This window comes from Stackebrandtia soli, assembly GCF_965137155.1.
GTDB classification, from domain to species: Bacteria; Actinomycetota; Actinomycetes; order Mycobacteriales; family Micromonosporaceae; genus Stackebrandtia; species Stackebrandtia soli.
Genome location: NZ_CBCRZX010000018.1, coordinates 46,880 through 71,215, shown reverse-complemented (window position 1 = coordinate 71,215; position 24,336 = coordinate 46,880). Strand labels below are relative to the sequence as shown.

General features: G+C 66.7%; 23 protein-coding genes, 1 tRNA gene and 2 pseudogenes. 13 read left to right on the top strand and 13 right to left on the bottom strand.

Annotated elements, in window-relative coordinates; all coding sequences use genetic code 11:
- Positions 1-160: 160 nt before the first annotated feature.
- The 3 genes and pseudogenes from ACM9NP_RS12700 to amrS form a co-directional block, all read right to left on the bottom strand.
- A complete protein-coding gene (locus ACM9NP_RS12700) occupies positions 161-430 on the bottom strand; it encodes a helix-turn-helix domain-containing protein (protein ID WP_415646863.1) in 270 nt (89 codons plus the stop codon).
- A 174-nt stretch (positions 431-604) separates the two neighbouring features.
- Entirely contained in the window at positions 605-1,369 is a 765-nt protein-coding gene (amrB, locus tag ACM9NP_RS12695) for an AmmeMemoRadiSam system protein B (protein WP_415646862.1), read from the bottom strand.
- Positions 1,366-2,541 (bottom strand): annotated as a pseudogene (gene amrS, locus ACM9NP_RS12690) (AmmeMemoRadiSam system radical SAM enzyme). Before amrS ends, amrB begins: the two are co-directional and overlap by 4 nt.
- Before the next feature lie 130 nt (positions 2,542-2,671).
- Here amrS and ACM9NP_RS12685 point away from each other — a divergent pair.
- Complete coding sequence (locus ACM9NP_RS12685; RefSeq protein WP_415646861.1) at positions 2,672-3,538, top strand: phosphatase PAP2 family protein; 867 nt, start codon at positions 2,672-2,674, stop codon at positions 3,536-3,538.
- Here ACM9NP_RS12685 and ACM9NP_RS12680 read toward each other — a convergent pair.
- Both ACM9NP_RS12680 and ACM9NP_RS12675 read right to left on the bottom strand, forming a co-directional pair.
- Positions 3,535-3,822, bottom strand: coding sequence for a DUF3263 domain-containing protein (locus tag ACM9NP_RS12680; protein ID WP_415646860.1), 288 nt, complete (start codon positions 3,820-3,822; stop codon positions 3,535-3,537). The genes ACM9NP_RS12685 and ACM9NP_RS12680 overlap by 4 nt on opposite strands.
- Positions 3,819-4,610, bottom strand: coding sequence for an HAD-IIA family hydrolase (locus ACM9NP_RS12675; RefSeq protein WP_415646859.1), 792 nt, complete (start codon positions 4,608-4,610; stop codon positions 3,819-3,821). The genes ACM9NP_RS12680 and ACM9NP_RS12675 overlap by 4 nt, the downstream gene beginning before the upstream one ends.
- 222 nt (positions 4,611-4,832) lie before the next feature.
- Here ACM9NP_RS12675 and ACM9NP_RS12670 point away from each other — a divergent pair, with 222 nt between their 5' ends.
- On the top strand, positions 4,833-5,426 hold the full coding sequence (locus ACM9NP_RS12670; protein ID WP_415646858.1) for a heme-binding beta-barrel domain-containing protein: 594 nt from the start codon (positions 4,833-4,835) through the stop codon (positions 5,424-5,426).
- Positions 5,427-5,867: 441 nt separating this feature from the next.
- Here the strand turns inward: ACM9NP_RS12670 and ACM9NP_RS12665 are convergent, their stop codons facing one another.
- Positions 5,868-7,475: a metallophosphoesterase family protein gene (locus tag ACM9NP_RS12665; protein WP_415646857.1), complete on the bottom strand. Its 1,608-nt coding sequence runs from the start codon at positions 7,473-7,475 to the stop codon at positions 5,868-5,870.
- Positions 7,476-7,896: 421 nt separating this feature from the next.
- The gene (locus ACM9NP_RS12660; RefSeq protein ID WP_415646856.1) at positions 7,897-8,328 is read right to left on the bottom strand and encodes a hypothetical protein; all 432 of its coding nucleotides are present in this window, start codon (positions 8,326-8,328) and stop codon (positions 7,897-7,899) included.
- An 896-nt stretch (positions 8,329-9,224) separates the two neighbouring features.
- On the opposite strand from ACM9NP_RS12660, the gene ACM9NP_RS12655 reads away from it, so the two are divergent.
- Positions 9,225-9,461 carry a hypothetical protein gene (locus ACM9NP_RS12655; protein WP_415646855.1) on the top strand — a complete coding sequence of 79 codons (237 nt, stop codon included), beginning with the start codon at positions 9,225-9,227 and terminating at the stop codon, positions 9,459-9,461.
- Between the two features lie 587 nt (positions 9,462-10,048).
- Complete coding sequence (locus ACM9NP_RS12650) at positions 10,049-10,426, top strand: LppU/SCO3897 family protein (protein WP_415646854.1); 378 nt, start codon at positions 10,049-10,051, stop codon at positions 10,424-10,426.
- A gap of 228 nt (positions 10,427-10,654) precedes the next feature.
- On the opposite strand, the gene ACM9NP_RS12645 is transcribed toward ACM9NP_RS12650, so the two are convergent.
- Positions 10,655-11,272, bottom strand: a complete 618-nt coding sequence (locus tag ACM9NP_RS12645; RefSeq protein WP_415646853.1) for a TetR/AcrR family transcriptional regulator — start codon at positions 11,270-11,272, stop codon at positions 10,655-10,657.
- A gap of 70 nt (positions 11,273-11,342) precedes the next feature.
- Between ACM9NP_RS12645 and ACM9NP_RS12640 the strand changes: the two genes are divergently transcribed.
- The 3 genes from ACM9NP_RS12640 to ACM9NP_RS12630 all read left to right on the top strand — a co-directional run bounded on the left by ACM9NP_RS12640 (position 11,343) and on the right by ACM9NP_RS12630 (position 14,153).
- Positions 11,343-12,653 carry an alpha/beta hydrolase gene (locus ACM9NP_RS12640; RefSeq protein WP_415646852.1) on the top strand — a complete coding sequence of 437 codons (1,311 nt, stop codon included), beginning with the start codon at positions 11,343-11,345 and terminating at the stop codon, positions 12,651-12,653.
- A gap of 686 nt (positions 12,654-13,339) precedes the next feature.
- On the top strand, positions 13,340-13,747 hold the full coding sequence (locus ACM9NP_RS12635) for a hypothetical protein (RefSeq protein WP_415646851.1): 408 nt from the start codon (positions 13,340-13,342) through the stop codon (positions 13,745-13,747).
- 40 nt (positions 13,748-13,787) lie between these two features.
- Positions 13,788-14,153 (top strand): hypothetical protein, encoded by a 366-nt coding sequence (locus tag ACM9NP_RS12630; protein WP_415646850.1) that lies wholly within the window; start codon positions 13,788-13,790, stop codon positions 14,151-14,153.
- A 357-nt stretch (positions 14,154-14,510) separates the two neighbouring features.
- Here ACM9NP_RS12630 and ACM9NP_RS12625 read toward each other — a convergent pair whose 3' ends face one another.
- A complete protein-coding gene (locus ACM9NP_RS12625) occupies positions 14,511-15,206 on the bottom strand; it encodes a hypothetical protein (RefSeq protein ID WP_415646849.1) in 696 nt (231 codons plus the stop codon).
- A 394-nt stretch (positions 15,207-15,600) separates the two neighbouring features.
- On the bottom strand, positions 15,601-16,173 hold the full coding sequence (locus tag ACM9NP_RS12620) for a DinB family protein (RefSeq protein ID WP_415646872.1): 573 nt from the start codon (positions 16,171-16,173) through the stop codon (positions 15,601-15,603).
- 593 nt (positions 16,174-16,766) lie between these two features.
- Between ACM9NP_RS12620 and ACM9NP_RS12615 the strand changes: the two genes are divergently transcribed.
- On the top strand, positions 16,767-17,165 hold the full coding sequence (locus ACM9NP_RS12615; protein WP_415646848.1) for a hypothetical protein: 399 nt from the start codon (positions 16,767-16,769) through the stop codon (positions 17,163-17,165).
- A gap of 26 nt (positions 17,166-17,191) precedes the next feature.
- Positions 17,192-18,077 (top strand): annotated as a pseudogene (locus ACM9NP_RS12610) (IS5 family transposase).
- 185 nt (positions 18,078-18,262) lie between these two features.
- Here the strand turns inward: ACM9NP_RS12610 and ACM9NP_RS12605 are convergent.
- From ACM9NP_RS12605 to ACM9NP_RS12595, 3 genes are all read right to left on the bottom strand, one after another.
- Positions 18,263-18,338 (bottom strand) — tRNA-Thr (locus ACM9NP_RS12605).
- A gap of 82 nt (positions 18,339-18,420) precedes the next feature.
- The gene (locus ACM9NP_RS12600) at positions 18,421-19,251 is read right to left on the bottom strand and encodes a phospholipid scramblase-related protein (protein WP_415646847.1); all 831 of its coding nucleotides are present in this window, start codon (positions 19,249-19,251) and stop codon (positions 18,421-18,423) included.
- Between the two features lie 122 nt (positions 19,252-19,373).
- The gene (locus ACM9NP_RS12595; RefSeq protein ID WP_415646846.1) at positions 19,374-19,877 is read right to left on the bottom strand and encodes an inorganic diphosphatase; all 504 of its coding nucleotides are present in this window, start codon (positions 19,875-19,877) and stop codon (positions 19,374-19,376) included.
- 150 nt (positions 19,878-20,027) lie between these two features.
- On the opposite strand from ACM9NP_RS12595, the gene dacB reads away from it, so the two are divergent.
- The 4 genes from dacB (at position 20,028) to tilS (ending at position 24,262) form a co-directional block, all read left to right on the top strand.
- Positions 20,028-21,374 (top strand): D-alanyl-D-alanine carboxypeptidase/D-alanyl-D-alanine endopeptidase, encoded by a 1,347-nt coding sequence (gene dacB / locus ACM9NP_RS12590; RefSeq protein ID WP_415646845.1) that lies wholly within the window; start codon positions 20,028-20,030, stop codon positions 21,372-21,374.
- Positions 21,371-21,970: a phosphoribosyltransferase family protein gene (locus ACM9NP_RS12585; protein ID WP_415646844.1), complete on the top strand. Its 600-nt coding sequence runs from the start codon at positions 21,371-21,373 to the stop codon at positions 21,968-21,970. The genes dacB and ACM9NP_RS12585 overlap by 4 nt, the downstream gene beginning before the upstream one ends.
- Positions 21,971-22,196: 226 nt before the next feature.
- Positions 22,197-23,246: a zinc-dependent metalloprotease gene (locus tag ACM9NP_RS12580; protein WP_415646843.1), complete on the top strand. Its 1,050-nt coding sequence runs from the start codon at positions 22,197-22,199 to the stop codon at positions 23,244-23,246.
- The gene (gene tilS / locus ACM9NP_RS12575) at positions 23,243-24,262 is read left to right on the top strand and encodes a tRNA lysidine(34) synthetase TilS (RefSeq protein ID WP_415646842.1); all 1,020 of its coding nucleotides are present in this window, start codon (positions 23,243-23,245) and stop codon (positions 24,260-24,262) included. The genes ACM9NP_RS12580 and tilS overlap by 4 nt, the downstream gene beginning before the upstream one ends.
- Positions 24,263-24,336: the final 74 nt, after the last annotated feature.

Sequence of the window (24,336 nt, the reverse complement as noted above, 5' to 3'; positions counted from 1 at the left end):
GTGGCCTGTTTTGTTGCCGGAACAGTGATCTAGCTCCAGTTGATCCATTGTGGTCAATAATCGTGCGTGTCTACCTGGCGTTCTGGAGGATTCCTCGACCTGTCGTTGTCGCATTGTGATCGCCTGAACGCGGTCCGTTCAGGCGACCCGGGTCCGACCGTCAGGACGCCGCCTTGCGTCCCTCCAGGATCGCCGCCGCCCGCATTCCCAACTGGAATCGGGTCTGCACGCCGTACTGGTTCATCAGGGACCGCACTCTCCGCTGGACCGTCCTCCGCGACAGGTCGAGCTTGCGGCTGATCGCCTGATCGGACAATCCGTTCGCCATGAGACGCAACAACTGGCGTGGTTCGTCGGCGGAAATGTCGGCCCGAGGCGCGGTCATGGATCGCGCCGATGGTGGTTCAGGCACTGGCTGCTTCAACGTCATGGGCGTACCTCACCTTCACGGATGTCGCAAACTCCGTATCTCGACTTCGCCGCAGTGTGGGCGCAGACCATCGCCAATGGACCCACCTGCCGAGGCGACCGTCAAGATCGAATGGTTCTCACCCTTATCCACGCGATAGCTGGGTAGATCGTTGCGATCCGCAACCCGAAAGTCTCACCCGAACGCGAAAGCGGGGTATCCGACCACCCGATCGGCCACCCCCGTCGTATCTGCGGACGACCGCAAGTCCACCAAGCGGCTCGCGAAACCTCGATGGGCCGCCCACGCCAGCATCCCCCGCAGCGCGTACACCCCGCACGCGTCCCGGACACCCACCCTGCGCGGCTCCAACGCCACGATCGCCTCCGCCGTCGCCGTGTCGCGCACCCGGGCGTCCTCCGCGTTCAGGTAGTGCGACAGATCCGTCGAACACAACACCAGCGCGTCATCGGTGGCCGCCGAGTCGATCACCGCAGCAGCCTCCTCGATCGTGGACTGTCCGATGACGATCGGGGTTATCGCGACATCGCCCACGCAACGCTGGAGAAACGGCAACTGCACCTCGAGCGAATGTTCGCGCGCGTGCGGCGCGTCGTTCAACGGGACACCGGGCACCTGCCGCACCGCGACGGTCCCCAATGGTGTATCCCAGCCGGCGACTGACGACGCGGCCGCGCCCCGGAAGGGCACGAAGTGCGACGGACCGACGAGGACCACCCGTCCCACGCGACCGGCATGCGCCCGCAAACGCGCGTACACCTGAGCCGCGACCGGACCCGAGTAGCGGTACCCCGCGTGCGGAACGACATAACCCGAAGCCAGGGCCTCCCCCTCGTCCACGACGATCGGGTCGACGAGGTCGTCGATGGACGAACGCAACCGCACCGGATCGGCGGAGTAGAACCGGCCCGCGACAGCGGGCGGACGAGTCTCGGTCACGACGGATCCTTCCTTGCGGACGTTTCGGGAGCCGCGCCGCCGACCGCTCGCGTCGGCATCCCCAACCGAACCGGCCTTCGCTGACGACCCCAGGTCCCAGGTGGTCCATCGTAGACGCCCGGAACCCGCTCCCCGCAAGCGAGACACGCGCCCACCGCGTCCAACCGCCACGTCGACAGCGATTACCGATCCCGCACCACCACGGCCGCCTCGCAACCCGGGCAGTACGTCGTCTGCCCCTCGGGATCTTGCACGTTGCCGACGTAGACGTATCGCAGGCCCGCGTCCCGCGCGATCCGCCGCGCCCGGCGCAACGTCTCCACGGGCGTCCTCGGCACGTCCCGCATCTTGAAATCGGGATGGAACGCGCTGAAGTGCACCGGCACGTCCGGTCCCAGACGATCCACGATCCACTCGCACTCCGCGGTCAACTGCGCGTCGTCGTCGTTGTGCCCGGGGATCACCAACGTCGTCAACTCGAGCCACACGGACGTCTCGTGCCGCAGGTACTCGATCGTCTCCAACACCTCCGGCAGCCGTGCCAGCGCGACCTTCTCGTAGAACCGGTCCGTGAACCCCTTCAGATCGATGTTCGCCGCGTCCATCACCCCGTACAGCTCCGCGCGCGCCTGCGGCTTCATGTAACCCGCGCTCACCGCGACCGACCGCACGCCGCGCTCGCGGCACGCCACCGCCACGTCGATCGCGTACTCCGCGAACACCGTCGGATCGTTGTACGTGAACGCGATCGCCGAACACCCCAGGCGCACCGCCGCATCCGCGATCGCCTCCGGCGAGGCCGATTGCGACAGCGTGTCGATCCGTCGCGACGTCGAGATGTCCCAATTCTGGCAGAACCGGCACGCCAGATTGCACCCCGCCGTCCCGAACGACAGCACCGGCGTCCCCGGAAGGAAGTGATGCAACGGCTTCTTCTCCATCGGATCCACACAGAACCCACTCGACCGCCCGTACGTCGACAGGACGATCTGGTCATCGACGCGGCCACGCACGAAACACAGGCCACGCTGTCCCTCGCGAAGACGACACTCCCGAGGACAGACATCACATTGGACGCGACCGTCCTGAAGCGCCCGCCAATGCCGAGTAGACACGGTGAACGGGTCGCCAAGATCGAGCCGGTCGGTCGAATACCGTGCACTCTCGCCCATCGAGACTCCTTCCCACAACCAGCGTATGCCCAGCGACCGGGCATTTCCCCAATGGAACTGAGGTGGATCTATGTTTGAATCGACGGGTGGCGGAAACGACCGGCGTGGTCGCGGATGCCAAGATTGTTCGGTGACGGCCGTACCGGAATCCAGCGAAGCCGCGGCCGGTGACCGGCGGTCACCGGCGCCGACTCGGCGCTGGGTCATCCACGAGACGGCCCCCACCAGCTGGTGGCCGGACGTCCTACTCATCCTCGGGTTCCTCGCCCTGAGCTCACTACTGCTGTGGCCGTCGCCGTTCGTCGAGGTCGACGTCGCCATCCGCGACTTCGTGGACTCCCACCGCCCCACCTGGGCGTACTGGATCGCCCGCGTGTTCAACCTGCTCGGCCAGGGCCTGCCACTGGCGATCGTCGCCGCCGTCCTCATCGGATGGCGATGCCGACTACATCGCACGATCAGACCGGCCCTGATGTACGGCGTCACCTACGCCTTCGTCGGGCTCGTCATCCTCCCCAAGATCTTCCTCGACCGGGTCGCACCACACTGGCCGGACGCTCCGCCCTACGTCGACGCGGCGGGCGCCGTCCTCTTCAGCGACATCCTCGACCGGCAGTCCTACCCCTCAGGGCATGCCGTGAACACCGTCGTCTGGTACTTCCTCATCGTCATCGCGCTCGGCGATCGACTGACCCGGACGACGCGGGCGCTCCTGATCTACCTGCCACCGTCACTGGTGTTCCTCAGCCAGACCTATCTCGGTTTCCATTGGGTCACCGACACCCCCGCCGGGCTGTTCCTCGGGATTCTCATCGTGCGGATCATCGCGCGAGTGCCGTGGGCGACGATGCCGCTGGGCTTCCTGTCCCGCCTGGACCCGGGCCCACAAACCACTCCCGCGGTCGAAGCCGCCGCGGAGCCCGACGCCGAGACGAGTGCCGACTCGACCGACGACTCGACCGCCGCCCCCGACGTCGAGCCGCCGGAGAAGTCCTAGGCCGGGTCGCGCTCGGTCCGGGCGCGCCGACGCGCGTCCCGCACCCGCCGCAGTCGATTGATCAGAGTCGGTTCCGCGCGCAACGCCGCCGGTTCGTCGAGCAGGTCCGCCAGCCGCTGGTAGTACTCGATCGCGTCGCAACCGAACTCGTCGCGAATCGCCTGCTGCTTCGCGCCGGCGCTGCGCCACCAACGCCCCTCGAATCGGAGCAGGTCGTACTGGGCCCTGGTCAGCCCGTCGGGGACCTCGCTCGGCGTGGCCCCGTTCGTCGTCGTCTCGGTCATCGGCCCTCCGCGATCAGGGGGATCAGGTCGGCGATCGAATCGGCGATTCGGTTGGGCTGGAACGGGAAGCGTTCGACCTGATCGCTGGAGGTGACACCGGAGAGAACGAGGATCGTCTCCAACCCGGCCTCCATGCCCGCCACGACGTCGGTGTCCATCCGGTCTCCGATCATCGCCGTCGTCTCGCTGTGCCCGTTGACCTTGTTCAAGGCACTGCGCATCATCAACGGATTCGGCTTGCCGACGAAGTACGGTTCGACACCCGTCGCCTTCGTGATGAGCGCCGCGACGGCCCCCGTCGCCGGCAGGATGCCCTCGGCCGACGGCCCCGTCGGGTCCGGGTTCGTCGCGATGAACCGCGCTCCCGCCTCGACGAGTCTGATCGCCGTCGTCATCGCGCCGACGCTGTACGAGCGGGTCTCGCCGAGGACGACGTAGTCGGGGGATATGTCGGTGAGGACATACCCGATCTCGTGGAGCGCGGTCGTCAATCCGGCCTCGCCGATGACGTAGGCGCTGCCGCCGGGGCGCTGGACGGAGAGGAAGTCGGCCGTCGCCAACGCGGAGGTGTAGATCGACTCGGCGGGGACGTTCAGCCCTGCCGCGCGCAACCGGACGTGCAGGTCGCGCGGCGTGTAGATCGAGTTGTTGGTGAGGACGAGGAATCGCTTGCCGGAGTCGGTCAACGTCTGAAGGAACTTCCCTGCGCCCGGCACGGGAATACCCTCGTTGACCAGCACACCATCCATATCAGACAGCCAGCATTCGATGGGAGCGCGAGTCGTCATAGGCGCCAGTCTGCCATCTCCGGGTGGTCGACGGTGGCGTGAGCGGGTCCGATCCGGTGTGATCTCGACATACGCTCGACCGCGCCTGTCCCGCTGGTGGCGGGGGCGACCTCCTATGCTGTGTGCCGTGATCGAAACGGCCGTGGTTATCGTCTTGGTGGCCGCCTGTGGCGCTTTGGCCGGGGGGCTTGGATACGCGGCGGTCAAAATTGGAAGGAACAGATGACCGGCACAGGTGAGCAGTCCGTCCCCGACTTCAGCTCGACGTTCAAACCGATCGGGCCTTACCCGTTCGAGGACACCCACAATCTGAGGCACGGTCCCGACCTGCATCCGGACCTGTTGCCGCTGCTGCCGTACATCGGCGTGTGGCGTGGCCGGGGTCAGGGCGGCTATCCGGGCATTGAGGACTTCACGTACGGCCAGGAGGTCCGGATCTCCCATGACGGGCGGCCGTTCCTGTACTACGAGTCCCGCACCTGGCTCGTCGACGCGGACGACGAGCCGGTGCGCCCGGCATCGCGGGAGGTCGGCTGGTTCCGAGTCCTCGGCGACAAGGGCAAGAAGACCGAGGTCGAGCTGGAACTGAGCAACCCCACCGGAATCATGGAGCTGTACTACGGGAACGTGGACGGGACGACCGTCGAGCTCGCCACCGATGCCGTGCTGCGCAGCCCCTCCGCGAAGGAGGTCACGGCGGGGAAGCGCCTGTACGGGATCGTCGAGGGTGCCCTGATGTACGCCGCCGAGATGGCCGCGATGGGGCACCCGTTGACGCCGCACCTGTCCGCCCGTCTACAGCGGATCGAAGGTTAGAGCTTGTCCCGTTGCCCGGCGGCTCGGCCACGGCAGTGTCGGAACGCCATCAACCGCGTTGTCGGAGAACCTGCATACGACACCGGTATGCAGGTTCTCCGCCTTGCCGGGTGACGCCCCGACCCGTGCCTCGCACGACCTGAGACAACGGGACAACCTCTAGTCGCAGCGATCGCCCACCCGCCGCGCGTCGATCGTGGCGGGCCGGGCGCCGTCACGAGCGTGTGCGGGCCGGGAGCGAGGGCGGGGCCGGCCATGCGGTGGCGGGTGTGAACCACGGCATGACCGGCCCCTTTTCTGGGTTGGGCGGTGCAAGGTTTCTATGGCGGGATCGCGGCGGGGGAGCCCGATCCCGGTATTTTTGCTTGTGCAAAGTCTGTCGTACTGTAAAACGACGCTGTTCGTGGCCGGTTACGGGCTGCGATGAAACCTGTCATGTCGTCATCGCCGTCCGTGTCCGGGGATGGTGAACGGTTTCTCGATGAATCTCGTCGGGATCGGTTGTCGCGGGACGATCCACGGCTCGTCGAGGGCGCCGTCCGGGTGGGCGTCCCATTGCCGACCGACCTTCGGGACGGCGATGGGATAGATGGTGAGGCCGTCGGCGGCCAAGCGCATCCGTAGGAAGCACTTCGCGTCGTCGATCGACTGGCCGGCGAAGAGTTCGTTGTCGTTGACACCGAAGCCTCCGGCGATGAACAGATACGCCGACACGATGATGGACGCGGCGAGTCCGCTGACGGGCACGTACGCCAGGTACGCTTCCCAGCCCGACAGCTCCAAGGCGCTCCAGGCGGCCGTCCCTGCCGCCGTCAGCCCCAGGTGTCCGGCGGCGTGACACGCCGCCGCGACCCAGTGCCGAGGCTTTCTATCTCCATTGGAGGGATGAGCGAAGGCCACGGTGATGCCGAAGGTCCCGGCGGCCGCCGCGACGGCGGTCCCGGGCGTCCCGAGGAACGACAGCAGTCCGAGCAGGTGGATGAGTCCGAGGAGGACGACGAAGCCGAAGTTCAGCCACGGCAGCCTCCAGAACACCTTCGCGGCGTATCGCCACGATTCGCGCTTGCTCGGATACGTCATCGCCGCCTCGTAGGTGCGCACGGGCGAACCGTGTCGTGCCATCGAGTCCGGTGGTGGCGCCTGCAGGAGATCGGGCAGGTTGTGCGTCGGCGACAAATACGCGCCGCCGCCGCCCGCGGTGATCAGGTGCCGGGGCCCGCCGAGCTCGCGATAGTGGGCGTAGTGATGCCGATCGCCGGTCAGGACGACGGGGACGGTGCCGCCCTTGGGTTTGATGAACGTCCTGATGAAGTAGTCGACGCGGTCGAACGCGCGCGGGTCCGCGTCCGTCCAGGTCCACGCCGGGCGCGGTACACAGAGGATGACCGGATCGCCCGGTTCCATTGTCTCCAATGCCTCGGCGAAATAGTCCAGTTGTGGACCGTCGAGATATTCGTCGAATTGCGCGTCGATGCCGAGCAACCACCAGCGATGCGGCAACCGCACCGCGAAGTAGCTGCGGGCCTGGCGGGTCTGGCGCCCGCCGATATTGCGTTGCTGGCCGAAAACGCGAAGGAACGACGTGAGTCCGTCGTACCAATCGTGGTTTCCCGGAATGGCGTACAGGTGTCCGTTGCCGGTGGGCATGGCCGCTTGATACGGCCCACGGCAACGGTTCTCGTAGTCGCGCCAGTTCGCGGCGGGATAGACCTGGTCGCCACCCATGACGAGGATGTCGCCACGCGGCAATTCCTCGCCCGGATTGATGGACGGTCGACTCGTCAGATACGCGATCGTATACGTGGAATCGAAACCGTCTCCGACGTCGGCGACATAATCGAGCCACAGCTCGTCTCGATCGGTGTGGTCGAAGACGTCCTGTTTGAGCAGTGCCTGGAACTCGCGTTTGTCCAGGTAGGCGCCGAGGACTTTGGCGAGGATGACTCGGGCGGCGGTGGAGGCGAGTACGCGTTGGGACATCCATCGCACCGGCGCTTGACGGTGAAAGCGAAGCTGTTTACTGGATAGATCCTTGGGGCGTTCTTCCATGTAACCACGTTGCCCCATTTCGTCCCATTTGCAAAGTGGTTGAGGTGGGTAATCACCCTCGATCGAGCTAATCGTAATGAATTCGTTACTGAAAACGCCATAGCGTGACGATCATTGTAGACAAACCGCCTTCGTCGTCGCCGCAACGACATCCGTCCAACCGCCCAATGTGTCACCGTGACCGTTCGTGGAGGCTCGGAAGGCAATACCCATACGAGGTTTTCCCTTGCGATGCGGCCTTCGTTCGGTCATCCCACCCAAGGGGTTGTCGAACACGCGCGTCAGTGCCGGTGCAACGGACTTTCAAGCTGATACTTGTGAATGTCTCGATGATTCTGGGGTGCGGCCAATTATCGACCACAAAGGATTTGGGTTCCGGGCGATCAGGCGACGTCGTGCGGGAACGGTTCGACCGGAGAGATCAGTCGACGGCGGCGGCGTCGTCCAGGGGGTAGACGTCGACCGGGTTCGTATCGACGAACTCGACGGCGACCCCCAGCACCGAGGCCGCCGGGAGCGCGCAGTCCGCGAACCGGACCATCCACCGGCGTTTCGTCCACAATGTGATCTCGGGTGCGTCGAGGTCGAGGGGCACGTCGGAGTCGAACGCCTCGAAACGGGCGGGATCCTCCGCGACCGCCTCGCGGACGGCGCGCTCGGCTACGAGGAGCAGTTCCGGCAGGGAACTTGCGACTCGCGCGGCGTGCGTCGTGTCGACGTCATCGCCGTCCTCGTCCGGATCCACGACGATGTGCAGTGGTGGCTCGACCGGGGTTTCGCGCCGCCAACAGCGCAGCCCGTCGGGCGCGTCGACCGGCTCGCACGCGCCGAGGCCGTCGATCGTCCATGTCATGCTCACGATCCTTCCTGGCGTGTCGCCGGTTCCGTCTCGAACGTCGATATCCGGCCGCACTGTGCCCGCTTCGCCGTGCGTCGCCGGGACGGCGTGGCCCCGACGGTTGTACGAGTCGAACTCTGCCAGGTCCGGTCGACGGAGTCCAGGCCACCGGTCGACGGCGTTCTCGACTGACGGAGTCCTCGGCCGACGGTGTGCGGATCGATGTCGACGTGAATCCCAGTTCTGCGACACGGGCCTTCGCATCCACGCACGCACCTTCGGGCACGTAGGATCCTTCCGCATTCCACAATGTGGAAGGTGCTCGGTTGCCGAGGCGTTCGGACCACCCGTCGACATCGAAGTGATGATCTGTCGATCGCGAGTTCGAGATTTCTGCCGGATGTCGTGGTGTGCCATTTTCTTCTCCAACTCGAGAAGGCGATCCCGAGCGCGATGGGCACGGCCCGGAGGGGCCGAATGCCGCCGCGCTCCGACGTCGCCCGGCCGTGGACTCGGGGGTGGAAACCGAAGCGAGTCAGAGACGTCGAGGTCCGAGGGCGACGCGTCCGACCCCGTTTGCGTCTACTGAGGATTGATGGTCGTTCGGGGCGTCGTGTTCGCCGCCGGACCGCCCGCGAACATGACGAAGGCTCCCCGCCCTGACGTTCGGGGCGGACCATTTCAATTGGCGCGCATTACCGGACATGGTCAGCACGTGTCAGCTCGCCGCATTGGTCGTTGAGTTGGTATGAGAAGAGACTCCACGTGCACCACGACCCGCCTGATCGACGTCCCCAGGGCCTCGGCACTTTCGAAGACCGGCGAGGCGCGTTGGCGGCGAGCAGGCGTGAACCGTTCGGCGTTCACACCCGTCCATCGGTGGCTCTACAGCCGCCTTCTCGCTCGAGAGGGTGACCATAGTGCTTGATCCGGCGGCGCGGACGGTGATCCTCGGCATTCTCCGCGATCTCGGAAAAACCTCCGGCAGAGACGAGGCGACGTGCCTCATGATCGAAACGCTCGCGGTCCTCACCACCCTCACCGAGAACGGCGCGCTCACTCGCGACGACGGTCTCCGTATCGTCATGGCGCTGTGCGGATACGACGATGACCCGAGCCTCGTCGAGGACATCCTCGACTCGATCTGACCGAGTTCCACGACACTCACCCTCCCAACGCCATTGGAACACTATGGACTACATGGATTCGTTGGGCGCCAGTGTGACCGACCCGGCACCGGTCGCGTCGTCGCAACTCACGACCGTCGTCGACGTCCTGACTCGAGATCGAGCGATTCAGCGGCGATCCGTGTCGCGACGAAGGTGGTGGGGAAGGCCCCGGCGAGACCGACCATTGCGGTCCACCGGATGGGCGACTTCGGCATCAGGACGTGTCGCACCGTCTCGACGGGCGCCCCACCAGGACCGGTGGGGCGCCCGTCGCCCGCGGCACGTGCCACGGCAGGTCGGCTACCGGCCAGCCGGGTTCTACGTCTGCCGCAACGTTCTGCCGAATAGGTCGACGTGGCCGCGCCAACGGTCATTGCGGATCTGGTCGGGACCCGATGGGGTCTGCCGCGATCGCTTCCTTCCGGTAGCGCCGAAGGGGTCGGGACCAGGACGGCGGATCCGTTCCTCACCGATGTGGTCTCTGCGGGGCAGCTGGAAGCTGAGCTGAAAGTTCGCGCGAAGTTGCTAGAATTGTTGCCTCGCAACGTAAAGCACGGGAGTGGCCAGTGTCCAGTGACTCCGGCTCGGAAGACACGGGAAAGATGTTGGGGATCATCGCCTCGGTGATCGGGATCCTCGCCTTTTTCGGGATCAGCAACTGTGATGATTTGAAGAACGCCATGTCGTCGAGCGAGAGTCCGGGAGATGGCGACATCGGCGACTGCGTCTATGCCCGACGGATCGAAGAAGGAGCCGGGATCGACATGGTCCTGGTCGATTGTGACGATTCAAAGGCCAACGGCTACATCTACGAGATCGTGTGGGGAACCATCGACGAGAACCGTTGCCCCGACCCCGGTTATGGGCGGACCAGACTGTGGTACTGGGTTGACTCCCGCGACGACGCCGAGGATCGCGTCATGTGCGCCTACTGGACCAAATGACCGGATACCCGGGTAGGTCGGCCACCGCTGGTCCATGAGTCCGACGCACCAGGATCAACTGCCCCAATTGCGGCTGGTGACACGTTTCTTACCAGTGGGCCAACCCGGAGGACTTCCCTGCGATCGCGGTTCTGGGGCAACGCTGCGGCGACATTAAGCAGCTCACGCCCGTCACCGTAGGCATCAACGACGCTGCTGCCTGCGTCATCGACGCCGGCGACAGCACACTCAAATGCAACCGGTGTCACTCCGGCCGCGCGGACGACCCTCCGCCGTCGACCAACCGCGAAGTGTCGCCGGGATCGCCGACTGGAGGGCGGCCTCGGCCGTGGCGGTGTCGAGTGCTCCGGCGAGTTCGAGGGTCACGAGCCCGTGCAGGGTCACCCAGATCGACAGCGCGATGGACGTCGCGTCGCCGGTGAGGGTCGAAGCGGCAAGTGCTCGGTCGATCGCCTCGAGGAGGGGGCGGACGGGGTCGCCGGTGCCGACGGCGCCAGTGGGGTCGAAGGTCTGCACGCCTCCGAACAGGACCGTGTAGAGGTGGGTGTGCTCGCGTGCCCAGCACCGGTACGCCACGGAAAGGGCGTGGATGTCGGCGAGTGGGTCGTCGGAGTCCGGCACCTGCGACAGAACGTGGAACAGTCCGCCGACCGCACGGGCGCGCACCTCGTTGATCAGCGCGTCCTTACTGCCGAAGAGCGTGTACACCGCAGCGGTGGCGGCTCCGGCGGCTGCCGCGAGGGCGCGAACGGTGATCGATTCGCGCGGCCGCGTCGCGAACAGCTCAGTCGCCGCTTCGACGAGCCGTTCCTTGACGGTCTCGTCGTTCGTCCTAGGCCTGCCCATGGGAATCATTCTAGCCTAATGCTAACGTTGTTTTGAAACCTTGTTCTGAAACTACACTCGAGGATCTCCGATGTCCTTCATCCGTTCTCTCGGCGGTCTGGGACTGGCGCTGGCCGCCGTCGCCGGATTGGCCGTGCTCTTCCTGGCGCTGATCGTCGTGACCAACGGCGCTTGGTCCGGCACTCCGGCCTGGCTGATCACTGCCGGAGTAGGGGCCGCCGCCGCGATCTGGCGGGGCCGGCGACGCACACGACCGCGCTTGCTTGTGCCGGTAGCCGTCGCCGCGGTGCTGACCGCCGCCGTCCTCATCCCGACCGTGCCGACCGACAGGCAATACCCCAGCGACCTGGCTTTCGTGGCGACCCAGCACTGGAGCTTGGCCACCGGCAGCCAGGTCGCGGTCTACCACTACCCGCCCGACCCGGACACCACCCCGCGCTCAACACCCCTGGTGTTCCTCCACGGTGGTCCCGTCCGCAGCATCTCCGTGATCGACCACGAGTTCCTGCAACTACTGGCCCGGCATGGTTACGACGTCTACGCATACGAGCAGGCCGGCGGCGGGCGAAGCGGCCTGCTGTCGATGGACCAGTACAGCATCGACCGATCGGTCCGCGACTTCGGCGCGTTCATCGAGCACCTCGACGCCGGCCCGGTCGACGTGCTGGGCTTCTCCGCAGGCGGGGTCGTGCTCACCCGCGCTCTCGCCGATCCGGACTTCTCCACCCTCGTGCGCAAGGCGATCGTCGCCGAGCCAGGGCCGATGGACGGGCCCACCGCACGGATCGACGGCCAGCCGGGCCTGCCGAACGCGCGCGGTCTGGCCCCGGCCGTTCCCGGCCCGCGCTCCACGAACGTCCCCAGGTACGCGGTGGCGTTCGGCCTCATGCGACTGGGCCTGCTGTCACCCGACAGCGACCTGATCGGGCAGGCCGAAGGCGTCAACGCCTTCACCGCCGCCGACCTGGGCGGCGATACCGCGTCCGCCTACTGCGCGCAGGACGCCCACCGCATCCCCGTCGAGGACACCACTGAGAACTTCTCCTTCAGCGCCGCCGCGAGCATGCAGATCCAGCAGACCATCAAGGACTCGCCGTCGATCATCGAGGGGCTTGGACGCTCGACCGTGCCCACCATGCTAATGATCGCCGAGTGCTCCTCGCAAACGCGCCAGTGGGCGACCGCCGTCCTTGCCGCCAACCCCACCGTCGAGCGAACCCAGTACATGCCCGGCGTCGGACACCACATGTGGAACGGTCTCGATGACAACGACGAGCGGGCCTACGCCGCCGTCGACGCGTTCCTCCAAGGCGCCCAGGCGCCCTTGCCGAACTACCCGACCCCCGCCGATATCCCCGAGTTCCTCAACCAAGACGACTGAGAGTCCACTCCGGACGATGCGCGGATTCCGAGCTGCTCAGCAGCAGTGAAAGCGCGCGCGGACGATAGCGCTTCAGGGGTGGTGCAGGAGCCGACCAGATCGTAGGGGCGGCGACCGGGCCGGACTCATAGGGAGAGCAGGCTCGGTCGGGCAGGCCTTCGCGCTCCAGACGCCGAACGGCCGGCCCGAGAAGCTCCACACCGAGGACTTCCAGGTCCTGCTGCGCGCCGTCCGGCCCGACCTGACACACCTGTGTTTGGCCGACACCGGAACGACTCCGGTCGCCGGCTCCTCGCCGTCAACGGAACCCTTCGCGGCAACCTCGAACTGTGGGCCGAGATCGAGGCGGTATAGGACCGCTGGAGCAGCTGGGGCTTCCCAAGTCTCCACAACCTGACCGCGGCCGTTGCCGACGACGGGCGTACTGAATTCCAGCGCACGCGGCCACCGCCTCCGTCTAGACCCGCAAGGCTCCAAACTCCAATCTGGGTGGAGGTCCCCGGTACCCGGCCGAGTTCGCTCAGCCGGGTACCGAAGTATCCCGGCACCGCAGCCGCCCTTGGTGGCTGACCAGCCTTGCCGCGCTGCTTTGCCGCTCACGACACGTTTCTTACGAACTGGCCTTCTACGACATCACCCCGGTCCGGCGCCTGTCCACACCGGACGAACTGGAGCGGCCCGACCGCATGGTGTGTAGCATCGGCGTCCTCGGCCGCGCCTGGCGGCAGTGGCGCCCGACCGGGCCCAAGCTCTGTTGTTGGTACCACGACGGGTCGTGGCATGACGCCTCGGAGATCGCCATTGGCCTCGTCGAGGAGGTCACCGCCTCCGAGCACGCCGGTGAGGACCTGATCGATGCGATGCGCGAAGCCGTGCGGCCGTGGCCTGCTCGGCTGGACCCACGAAGCCGTCCGGAGTCTTCTTGTCGGCGGCGAGCCCGTCTGCATCGGCAGCACGGCCGACCGGCGCGAGGGCGAGCGGTACGTCGGCGGCTGCACCGCGCCCTCGCGATGATGCAGCAGGGCGTCCGCCGGACCGTCACGATGCGACTGAAACTGCTCGACCCCGACACAGGTGACCTCGTCCTCGGCTAGCGGCCGGTTTTTAAGACGTTTACTACTGGAGGGCCGCGGTGTGTCGGCCACAGGGTGTCCGCGGAACTGCCGGAAGGGGGGGACCATCACCATCGAACAGGACGATGTCGACGTCGACGCGCAGAGCACCCTGCGCCTCACCCAGACGGTCCCGCCCAGGTACGAGCTTCGTGAGATCACGACCTTCGCGATGACCATCGACGGGGCAGGTGAAGACGGGCCGCTGGTTCTGGGCACCAGGAACCCGATGGTCCTCATCGGCCAACTGACCCAGTACCCGCCCAAGGGAGACCTCTACCGGTTGGAGAACCCGGTCGAACTGGTCGAACTCAAGGACCGGGAAGACTCCACGGCCAAGCCGGTCGCCGTCATCGAGCAGTTCCCCGTCAAGGTCGGCGGCCTCTAACCGCCGCACCGAGCATCGGCGCGAATCCGAGCACAGACGTACGCCTCGCCACCCCGAGGCCGGGACGGCGAGGGCATTCGGTATCAGTTAGGCGGGCCTGTCGGTTCGATTGGCCGCCACGTCCACGACGATCGCTGTCAGTACGACGAGGACGACGGTGATCGCCTGGGGGAGAACGAGAAGGCAGGAGTTGACTTCCACCATCGACGGCGGGAAGTGGATCGTGGTCGATGACGATCGACGAGCACGACGAACCGCCCTCACTCCATAACGGAGTGGGGCCGTGCTCGGTGGGGTTCTGGTCGGGTCGAAAGGGCTTGTGGGACGGGTTCCGATCGGTTCGTCGACTTCGGGACGTCAGAACGTGACGACGGCGCCCAAGACGCCCTCCGTCAACTCGTCGAGGTCATCGGCGTAGTCGCTCATGGGGGCGTCGTTCGAATCCTCTTTGAAGATTGCCAGCTGGATCGCGATCTGCGACCCGTGCGCGATGTACACGATCTGGGAGATCAGCCCTTGGTCGGTGGTGGGATACACCGTCCGGCAGTACTCGTGGTCGGCGAACGTGTCGCTCTCGGCATCATCCGCCATGGGGAGGAAGTCAGAGGGCAGCGCGGCCGTGTCGTCGGTGATGTCCATATGGAACTCACAGGTATCGAGGGGGCCGGTGTCGTCAACGATGTCCTGGTACTCGCCACGGTCGGCCTCGGAGACCGGGTTGACTCCCAGGAACAGCACGACGTTGATATCGGTGAACGGTCGTGACACCTGACAGTCGTGTTCACGGCCGTCGGTGGGGTCGAAGGAGTTCTGGGTGGTGTTGCCGTCGGTGCGGTCGTCGAGGCTTTTCCCGATCTTGTTCGCGACGTTCGTGCACAACTCCTTGATCTGGTCCTGATCGAGGAGTGGCTCGTCCTTGAGGGCTTCAGAGATGGCATCGAGGACGGGCTTCGTCGTGTCGTCGCCGAGTCGGCCGGACGTTGACGCGCAGGACGTGACGGAGAGGGCACCGACGACCACTAGCGTCATCAGCTTCTTCGTTCTGGATGCCATGGGGCGCTTCCGTTCTCGACAGATCGGGAGAGGTGACGGTCATCGTGTCACATCCGGTCAGTTCCGGTCTGCGAATACTGGCGAGGTGCGACAACTGACCGGCGGTTGCGGGCGTCGTTCTAGTGGGCGGGTCGTTTCGCCACGAGATCGAGCGGACGGGTCCGTCCTTCCCGCGATCTACCTATAGGGACACGATTGTGAGAACGCCGACGACGCGAACAGTGAGTAGACAGGGGGAAGTGTATGGACCCCCGTTGACAATGCTGACATTGTTGACAGAAGTCTGTTCGAGCAGCTAGAAAGCCATGATCATCTGTTGGCAAGACGTTGACAAAAGTCCTGTCAGGTCTCATCTGAGTTGAGGCATTGATGACTGTGAACTGCGGTTCCTCATTCAAACTGAGGCAGGTCTCGGCGTAACGGATCCGTTGTGGAGGTATAGGTCGCGTAGCAGGGATATCTCCGCGCCATGGTGGATGACCTCGAGGTTCACGTACAGCATCTTCTTCGCCAGAGGTGCGTGGGCGAATGCGGGCGGGAAGCCCTGCGGTTGGGCCAGTCCGGTGGTTCCGAGGTCGCGGACACCACTGATCCAGATCTCGAACTCATCATCGAGCTTTCGCAGCGCCTCCTGGGCGGTGCCTGCGTATTCGAACGTTTGCTCACTGGCGGGTGGGCAAGAGAAGTGCCTCCCGTTCGTCTTTGCCAACCCGACGCTCAGGTGCGCCAGCCGCCAAGCGATGGTGGTCACCGGCTCCCGATCGTGTGGCGGCTCGGCGTAGTCCATGGTGAACTCGCCGGTCCCGAAGGAGATCGGCGCCGAACTGTGGCCACGGCGGCTGATCGTCCAGCAGTCGGGAACCGGTTGCCAGAAGTACTCCTCATCGGTCAGTCCGTCCAGGCGAGGCCTGAGCTGATGCCGCCAGTGCGACTCGACCTGGTCGACAACCTCGGCACTCCAGTCAATGTCCATCCCGAGACCGTAACCGTCGACGACGCCCCATGGCGGTCGACAACCTCTGGTGTGCGACCGGTCGGTGATGGAGACCAGATCAGCGCTGAAGCAGCCGAGGCCCCTTGCCGCGCACCCGACCGCGAATGGCTGCGGATCCGAGTTCGCGCGGCAGCCACCGCCTCCGACTCCGAGACCGAGTGGGTCGCTCGCATGCGCGCCGACGGCCTACTCGTCCGGGCCCGGACCGGCCCAGATGGCGATCTGAGCTTGTCGCGGATCCGCCGACGGTGGCGCGAAGCGGTGCCGGCCACGGCCACCGAATGGGAGCACACTCGTCGCCCGGCCCGACCGACGATCACCCCTTGGCCCATCGCAGAGCCTCTCGACGCGACGAAGTCGACGTTGTCGTGGGAGGACGGACCCGCTCTCGCCGACCTCACCGTCGTCCTGGCGGCCCGCCTCGATCCGACTGGGACCGGTCACCTCAGTGCTGCCGCCCACCAGATCACCCGCGCTACCGCCTCACCCCGCCACGAGCCAGCGCCCCAGCCGGGCCTGTTTTGTATGTGGTGGTCGGTGCCGTGGCGGTACGGAAGACTCGGGGAATGGATGGGAACTTTCGACTGCGGCGGCAGACCAACCGCTGGGCTCGTTTCGCTGAGGTCAGCGTGCGCTTGGCCCCCGCGGCGAGTGCCGGGGTCGTGGTTCGCGCGGATGTATTCCGCTGGAGTCACCCGGCGGCTGCCGACGGCAGTGCCGAGGCGGAAGCACGAGAGGGTGCTTGGTACGCGGTGAGGGAACTGCCCGCCAGCGTCCGCAACCTGCTGGTGGAGATCACAGAGATCGCTGTCGCTCCTGCGGATACGGGTCCGGGCGACGTGAAGTTCGCTGCCGCGCACGCCGTCTGGCAAGCCTTGGGGCACCTGCCGTCTCGTCCGCCGTTCACGGGCGAGGACGGAAACCCGGTGTTCCCGGCGGAGGAAGCTTCTGATCAGGGTCTGTGATGATCTTGGCGTGAGACGCGGAGACCTTGACGGACGCACAGTGGGCTCGGCTGGAGCCGTTGCTGCTGGTGGGAAAGAAGCCGGGCCGGGCCTCGGGTCTGGCCCCGGCGGAGGTTGATTGACGACATACGGTGGCGAACCCGCACCGGGGTGCCGTGGCGTGACCTGCCTGAACGGTTCGGCCCTTGGGACCGGGTCTATGGCCTGTTCAGGCGTTGGCAGCGTGATGGGACGTGGGCCAGGGTCCTCACCGGGCTGCAGACCGAAGCGGACGCGAAGGGCCTGATCACCTGGGACGTCAACGTCGAGTCCACCGTCTGTCGGGCCCATCAACATGCCGCCGGGGCGGCGAAAAGGGGGACCTTCAGAAGGAGCCGCCTGGAGGAATCGCCGTCGAGCCGGTCGATCACAGCCTTGGCCGATCTCGTGGCGGATTGACGACCAAAATCCACCTCGCCGTCGAGCAGGGGCAGAAGCCCCTATCGATCGTGATCACGGCCGGGCAGCGGGGTGACTCCCCCGCAGTTTGAACCGGTACTGGAAGCCATCCGGGTGCCACGGATCGGGCTCGGCAGACCGCGCAAGCGCCCGGACCAGGTCCGGGCCGACAAAACGTACGACTCCCGCGGAAACCGGGTCTACCTGCGGCGACGCGGGATCAAGGCCACGATTCCGGTCCCCGCGGACCGAATCCGCAACCGGCTGGGACGCGGATCACGCGGCGGTCGGCCACCGACGTTCGACAGAGACGACTACAAGCAACGGCACGCTGTCGAATGCGGGATCAACCGACTCAAGCGCCATCGGGCCGTAGCCACCAGATACGACAAACTCGCTGTCCGCTACGAAGCGACCGTGCTGATTGCAGCATCAACGAATGGCTATGACCAGCACTTTCCCAACAGGCCCTAGTCGGTCACGCAGACACCTCGACGACCAGGCGGGTCCACCGCCACGAGCTTCGCCCCGTCATCACCGAGAGGGCAGAGATCATGGCCTCGTTCCTCGAGGACACGTAGGCAGTCATATTGGCAGCAGCTCAAACAAAAAGCCCCCGACATCCTTCGATGTCGGGGGCTTTTTTGCTGTTCAAAGCCTGGAGCCGCCTATCGGAATCGAACCGATGACCTATTCATTACGAGTGAATCGCTCTGCCGACTGAGCTAAGGCGGCGTTGGAACGAGACGAGTCTAGCCTTTGGCCCGGGGTCGCGCGCAAGCGGGTTCGATGCCCGCCCGCGCACGGCCGGTTCCCGTCAGCCCCAACCCCGGCTGTCCTGCTTGAGCGCGGTGTCGATCGTCAACGCCGACGCCACCACCATCGACAACAGGGGATCCTGCAACGGCCGGTGGATCTGCAGCACGTAGTTGTCGGCGGTCGTGAACATCGTCTTCATGACGCCTTCGAAGGTCTTCGTGATCCGCGCGATCTCGACGCCGGTGTGGTCGACGATCGCGAAGTTCCACGCCCGCCAGTTCTCACCCCGGATCTGGCCGTACTCACTGCCACCCGACTGCATCGAGAAGTTGATCTTCCCGATCATGTTCTGCTGCACGATCTCGCCGATCTGCATGCCGTCGGCGCGCTCGACGATGATCCGCGACTTCATGATCTTGCGGGGACGCGTCACCTTCAGCATCACCTGGCCGTAGCCGTCGCGGACTTCCAGGACGTGCGTGAAGAACTGGTCATAGCTGCCGAGGAACCGCACGGCCTTCTTCAGCGCGCTCTGCCCGACCTGCACGACGGCCGCGACCTGCTGGCCCTGCTGGTTGTAGACGGAGTACTCGTTGTTCAGCTCGATCAGCTTCGTCTTCTGGTTGACGATGAGGATCGGCTCGGTGAAAAGCGTCCCGCCACCGGGGCCCGCCGACTGCGCGCCGGCCGCCTGGACCTGCTGCTGAAGCCGGCCAGGGTCGCTGGCGCCCGTCAGATCGAGCTCGGCGACGCTCTCGAGAGCGGATTTCTGGGGCTGGGGGTTTTGCCCGGCGTGGACGTGCTGCGTCCACTGCTGTCCGTCGAAGTAACGCTGCTGCGATGAGTTCGAGGGGTCCGGGTACCAGCCGGGAGGGGTCTGCGCAACCATGCGCGCGACCATACCCGATCATGTCGAGCCGTCACCAGTACAGCGCGGACGCAACGACCCGCCGAACGGCCCAATGGCCGTCACCGGTCCGGCCGCGCCCCAGCTCGGCCGGACTCGGTTCGTCAGTGCTGTTCGCCCGAAGCCTTGCGGTCGATCTCACGCTGAACCGAACGACGAATCTCGTCCTCGGCCGCGGTCCGCCCCACCCAGGTCGCGCCCTCGACGCTCTTGCCCGGCTCCAAGTCCTTGTACACGGTGAAGAAGTGCTCGATCTCCATCCGGTCGAACTCGGGGACGTGGTGAATGTCGCGCAGGTGCTCCTGCCGGGGGTCATCGGCGGGGACGCACAGGACCTTGTCGTCGCCGCCCTTCTCGTCGCGCATCCGGAACATGCCGATCGCGCGCGCGCGGATCAGGCAACCGGGAAAGGTCGGTTCGGGAACCAGCACGAGCGCGTCGAGCGGGTCGCCGTCCTCGCCCAGCGTGTCCTCGATGAAGCCGTAGTCGGCCGGGTACTGGGTCGCCGTGAACAGGGTCCGGTCCAAACGGATACGGCCCGTCTCGTGGTCAACCTCGTATTTGTTTCGATTTCCCTTGGGGATCTCGATGGTGACGTCGAACTCCACGGCGTCTCCCCTGACTGTGTTTAGGCGCTGGCGGTTGGTCGCCAGTAGTCTCACCTAGTGGCCGTTAGTGAGAAAATCAGCCCCGCTGAACAGAGCGATGCACCACACGTTAGCGCCGTCGTCCCGCGCCGCCGTGGGAAACGGTGGTTTGTGGTGCTGTTCGTGGTGTTGGTGTGCCTGGTAGTGGCTGCCGCCGCGACCGTGTACATCGCTCGCGCGACCGACGTCGGCCCCGCCACGGGATCACTCTCGTGGCCCGAGATGGTCGCCCCGGACGACGCCGCGCCCCCCGTGCCCGTCGACGCGACCGCGCCCATCCCGACCCCGGAAGGTCTCGCCGCCGCGATCGACCCGCTCCTGTCGAAGTCCGCGTTGAAGGGAACGCTCGGCATTTCCGTCACCGACGGGCTAACCGGCCAGGAACTGTACGCCACCGACGCGGACGAAGCGCTCATCCCCGCGTCGACGTTGAAAGTCCCCGCCGTGATCGCGGCCCTCGAGGCCGTCGGCCCCGGCTACCGCATCCCGACCACGGTCGTCGCGGGCGAGGAGCCCGGCCAGGTCATCCTCGTCGGCCACGGCGACGTCACCCTGTCCGCCGACGGCGACGGCTTCTACCGCAACGCCGGTTCCCTCGCCGACCTCGCCGACCAGGTGAAGAAGGCGCTCGACGGCACCGAGATCACGTCCGTCGGCTACGACTCCGCGCGGTTCGTGGGCGACACCGTCGCACCGGGCGTCGACCCGGGAGACCTTCCCGCCGGTTACACGGCGCGGCTCGCGCCCCTGATGCTCGACGGCGGCCGCATGGGCCCCGACGCCCCGAACTCGCCGTCGCAACGCCGCCCCGACCCCGGCATGCACGCCGCGCGCGTGTTCTCCAATGCACTCGGCCTCGGCGAGGTCGTGAAGGCGAGCGCCGCGGCCGACGCGGAACAGCTCGGTGTCGTCCATTCGCCACCGCTTCAACAACTCGCCGAAGACGCGCTGCTTCCGAGCGACAACCTCCTGACAGACGCCATCGGCCTACAGGTCGCGCTCGCCCGCGGCGAGGAGATGTCGTTCGCCGGGATGTCGACCGCGATCGTCGACGTCCTCACGGAACTGGGCGTCCCCGTCGACGGGGTCCAACTATCGGACGCGAGCGGGTTGTCCGAGGACAACCGGTTGACTGCGACCGCGCTGTCGTCGATGCTCACGCTAGCCGCGTCAGGCGAACATCCCAACGCGTCGGGCGTGTTCAGCGGACTGCCGGTCGCCGGATACAACGGCTCTCTCTGGTACCGGTTCACCGGCGAGAACGCCGCCGCCATCGGCGACGTGCGCGCCAAGACCGGCACCCTCGACAAGGTGTCATCGATCGCCGGCACCGTCGTCAGCGCCGACGGTCGACTGCTCGTGTTCGCGTTGCTCCTCAACGGACGCGGCGATCTGATCGCCGCACAGGACGCCCTCGACGCGATCACTGTCGCCATCGCCGATTGCGGTTGCCGGTGACCCGTTCCAACACGTCCGCCTCCACGGGCGGCCACTCGACGGACGGAACGTCGACGCAGGGATCACCCGTTCCTCGTCGCGTCGAACCGGACGGCCCGGACCTGGTGGCCGCGACCCGCGCTCGCCTCCTGGCGGCGACCCGGTGGCGCCATGGCCGGATCGCGACACTGTGGTGGTGGACGGACGCCCGACTGCTTCGTCTGCTCGGTCCGGGACTTGCGGCGTTGTGGACGGGTCCGCCGCCGACGGTCGTCGTCGGTGTTCAATCGTCCGGTTACCTGCTCGCGCCGCTCGTGGCGACGCGACTCGGCGTCGGAATGTTCGGCGTCCAGCAACGCCCCGGACCGGACGGGACGACTCTCGCGGCGGAGTCCGACGCGATCGGTCCCGGCGACCGGGTCCTCCTCGTCGACGACATCGCCGAGACCGCCGAACAGATCGCGGCCGTCCGCGACCTCATCACCCACTATGGAGCGACATGGCTCGGTGCGTCCGTTATGGTCGCGTACCGGGACTGGCCGGAACTCGGCATCAACGCGCTCGCGTCCATCCATGACCTGCCGAGGTCGGAGCCGGGGTACGCCGAGCGTTCCTGAAGCGAACCTCAGCGGGCTTTAGCGTGGCTTCAGCATGTGGTGGGTAGTCTCCGACTTGGGGAGGAGGCCGGAGGCCCCCGCGAGTGGCTACAGTGGAATACGGTGGCGTTTCGGGAGCCCGAGCACACCGCTCTTCCGCGCGTGCCGACCGCGCCGGTGCCGGAAATCCCCGCCCGCTCGCTTGGACCGTCCGAACGTCCCGGGCGGGATCGCATACGGTTGATACATGACACAGCTGGTGGATTGGGATCTGGCCGTAAAGACAGCTCGTGTGCTGAGCAAACTCGGCCCCGCCACGTCGGTCGCCGACGCGGGAGCCGCCGTCTCGGACCTCCGCGCGCACGCCACCGAGGCGATCGGGCTCGTCGCCGAATTCACCGGCCTGACGGGCGCCACCAATCCGCCCGTGCACGTCGTCGACCGGACCGGCTGGTGTCAGGCCAACGTCGCGGGCATGCGCGAGCTGCTCGACCCGTTGTCCGGCAAGCTGTCCAGAGATCCGAGCTGGCTAGCGCGAAACGTCGGCTCCCGCGTCGCCGGAACACAGGCCGGGGCCGTCCTCGGCTACTTGTCGGGTCGCGTCCTCGGTCAGTTCGAGGTCTTCGGTGCTCACTATGGACGACTGCTTCTGGTCGCGCCGAACATCATCGAGGCCGAGCGCGAACTCCGCCTGCAGCCCAATGAGTTCCGCATGTGGGTCTGCCTGCACGAGGCGGCGCACGCGGCTCAGTTCGGCGGCGTCCCATGGCTTCGCGGGCATTTCCTCGACGAGATCAACCGCTTCGTCAGCGTCGGGGAGCCCGAGGAGACCACCGCCGAGACGGTGGCCCGCTTCGCGCAGCAGACGCGCCGCACCGTCGAACTGTTCGCCGACTCGGTCCGCGACTCCGGCTCCCACACCATCCTCGACCTGCTGACCTCTCCGCAGCAGCGCGCCGTCGTCGACCGGCTCACCGCCATCATGACCCTCCTCGAAGGACACGCCGACTACGTGATGGACCACGTCGGCGAGCGCGTGATCGGCGACGTCGCGGCGATCCGGCACCGGTTCGACCGTCGCCGCAACGCCGCTGGGCCGCTGCACCGCGTCACGAAGCGACTGTTGGGAATGGACGTCAAGCTCGCGCAGTACGAGCGGGGCTCCGGGTTCGTCGAGGCCGTCGTCGGCGCGGCGGGCTCCGACACCTTCGCGCGCGTGTGGGAGGGCCCCGCGAACCTGCCCACGATGGAGGAGATCGAGGACCCGGACCGCTGGATCGCGCGGATCCGCGGATGAGTCGACTCGCGGCACCGGTCGCCCGCACCCGCACCGCCGTGCGGGCGGCGCTCGTCGCGGTTCCGCGTGGCGCGACGGTCATCGTCGCGTGTTCCGGTGGCGCCGATTCGACGGCCCTGGCTCACGCGTGCGCGTTCGTCGCGCCACGGATCGGGTTGACGTGCGGCCTCGTCACCGTCGATCATGGACTTCAGGAGGGGTCGGCGGATCGTGCGGCGGCGGTCGCGGCGATGGGGCGCGACCTGGGCATGGCGTTCGCGGACGTCGCGGCGGTGACGGTCGGCCGGGCGGGAGGGCCGGAGGGGGCCGCGCGTTCCGCGAGATACGCCGCGTTGGACGCGGCCGGGGAACGCCACGGCGCGGCCGCGATTCTTCTCGGGCACACGCGTGACGACCAGGCCGAGACGGTGCTGTTGGCGTTGGCGCGTGGTTCCGGTCCCCGTGGCCTGTCGGGGATGCCCGTCCGTCGCGGCGTGTACGTGCGCCCCTTCCTCGACGTGTCCCGCGTCGAGACGGTCGCGGCGTGCGTGTCGCAAGGGGCCGACACGTGGGACGATCCGCACAACGTCGATCCGGCGTACGCCCGGTCTCGGGTGCGCGCGGCGATGCCCGTTCTCGTCGACGTCTTCGGTCCGAGGTTCGTCGCGAACCTCGCCCGGACCGCGTCGCTCGTGGCCGAAGACGCCACCACATTGGACGCGATCGCGGCCGAAGCGCTGGCCGTCGCCGTGATGGGAACAGAGCGGGCCGCCGGAGCCGGTTCATCGACCCGCGAGGAACGGTCGACGTCTCGCCTGCCGGTGGCGGCCGTGCGGGACCTGCCGCGCGCGATCCGGACCCGGGTGCTGCACCGCTTCGCCGTCGCGGCGGGTGCCGACGACGCGGACCTCGCGTACGTCCACATCGATGCGATGGACGCCCTGGTGGCGCGCTGGCGCGGTCAGGGACCCGTCCACCTGCCGGGCGGCGTCACCGTGGCACGCGACGCCGGAGTACTGCGCACGGCCCGATCCTGACCGCACCCCCGTCGGCTCCGGACACGACGACNGCCGCGTTGGACGCGGCCGGGGAACGCCACGGCGCGGCCGCG

What these genes read in the sequence shown, in the direction of transcription:
- ACM9NP_RS12700 (WP_415646863.1), bottom strand. Translation starts at nt 430, where the DNA reads ATGACGTTGAAGCAGCCAGTGCCTGAACCACCATCGGCGCGATCCATG.
- ACM9NP_RS12680 (WP_415646860.1), bottom strand. Translation starts at nt 3,822, where the DNA reads ATGACCGAGACGACGACGAACGGGGCCACGCCGAGCGAGGTCCCCGAC.
- ACM9NP_RS12675 (WP_415646859.1), bottom strand. Translation starts at nt 4,610, where the DNA reads ATGACGACTCGCGCTCCCATCGAATGCTGGCTGTCTGATATGGATGGT.
- ACM9NP_RS12670 (WP_415646858.1), top strand. Translation starts at nt 4,833, where the DNA reads ATGACCGGCACAGGTGAGCAGTCCGTCCCCGACTTCAGCTCGACGTTC.
- ACM9NP_RS12665 (WP_415646857.1), bottom strand. Translation starts at nt 7,475, where the DNA reads ATGGAAGAACGCCCCAAGGATCTATCCAGTAAACAGCTTCGCTTTCAC.
- ACM9NP_RS12660 (WP_415646856.1), bottom strand. Translation starts at nt 8,328, where the DNA reads ATGACATGGACGATCGACGGCCTCGGCGCGTGCGAGCCGGTCGACGCG.
- ACM9NP_RS12645 (WP_415646853.1), bottom strand. Translation starts at nt 11,272, where the DNA reads ATGGGCAGGCCTAGGACGAACGACGAGACCGTCAAGGAACGGCTCGTC.
- ACM9NP_RS12640 (WP_415646852.1), top strand. Translation starts at nt 11,343, where the DNA reads ATGTCCTTCATCCGTTCTCTCGGCGGTCTGGGACTGGCGCTGGCCGCC.
- ACM9NP_RS12635 (WP_415646851.1), top strand. Translation starts at nt 13,340, where the DNA reads ATGGTGTGTAGCATCGGCGTCCTCGGCCGCGCCTGGCGGCAGTGGCGC.
- ACM9NP_RS12625 (WP_415646849.1), bottom strand. Translation starts at nt 15,206, where the DNA reads ATGGCATCCAGAACGAAGAAGCTGATGACGCTAGTGGTCGTCGGTGCC.
- ACM9NP_RS12615 (WP_415646848.1), top strand. Translation starts at nt 16,767, where the DNA reads ATGGATGGGAACTTTCGACTGCGGCGGCAGACCAACCGCTGGGCTCGT.
- ACM9NP_RS12600 (WP_415646847.1), bottom strand. Translation starts at nt 19,251, where the DNA reads ATGGTTGCGCAGACCCCTCCCGGCTGGTACCCGGACCCCTCGAACTCA.
- ACM9NP_RS12580 (WP_415646843.1), top strand. Translation starts at nt 22,197, where the DNA reads ATGACACAGCTGGTGGATTGGGATCTGGCCGTAAAGACAGCTCGTGTG.
- tilS (WP_415646842.1), top strand. Translation starts at nt 23,243, where the DNA reads ATGAGTCGACTCGCGGCACCGGTCGCCCGCACCCGCACCGCCGTGCGG.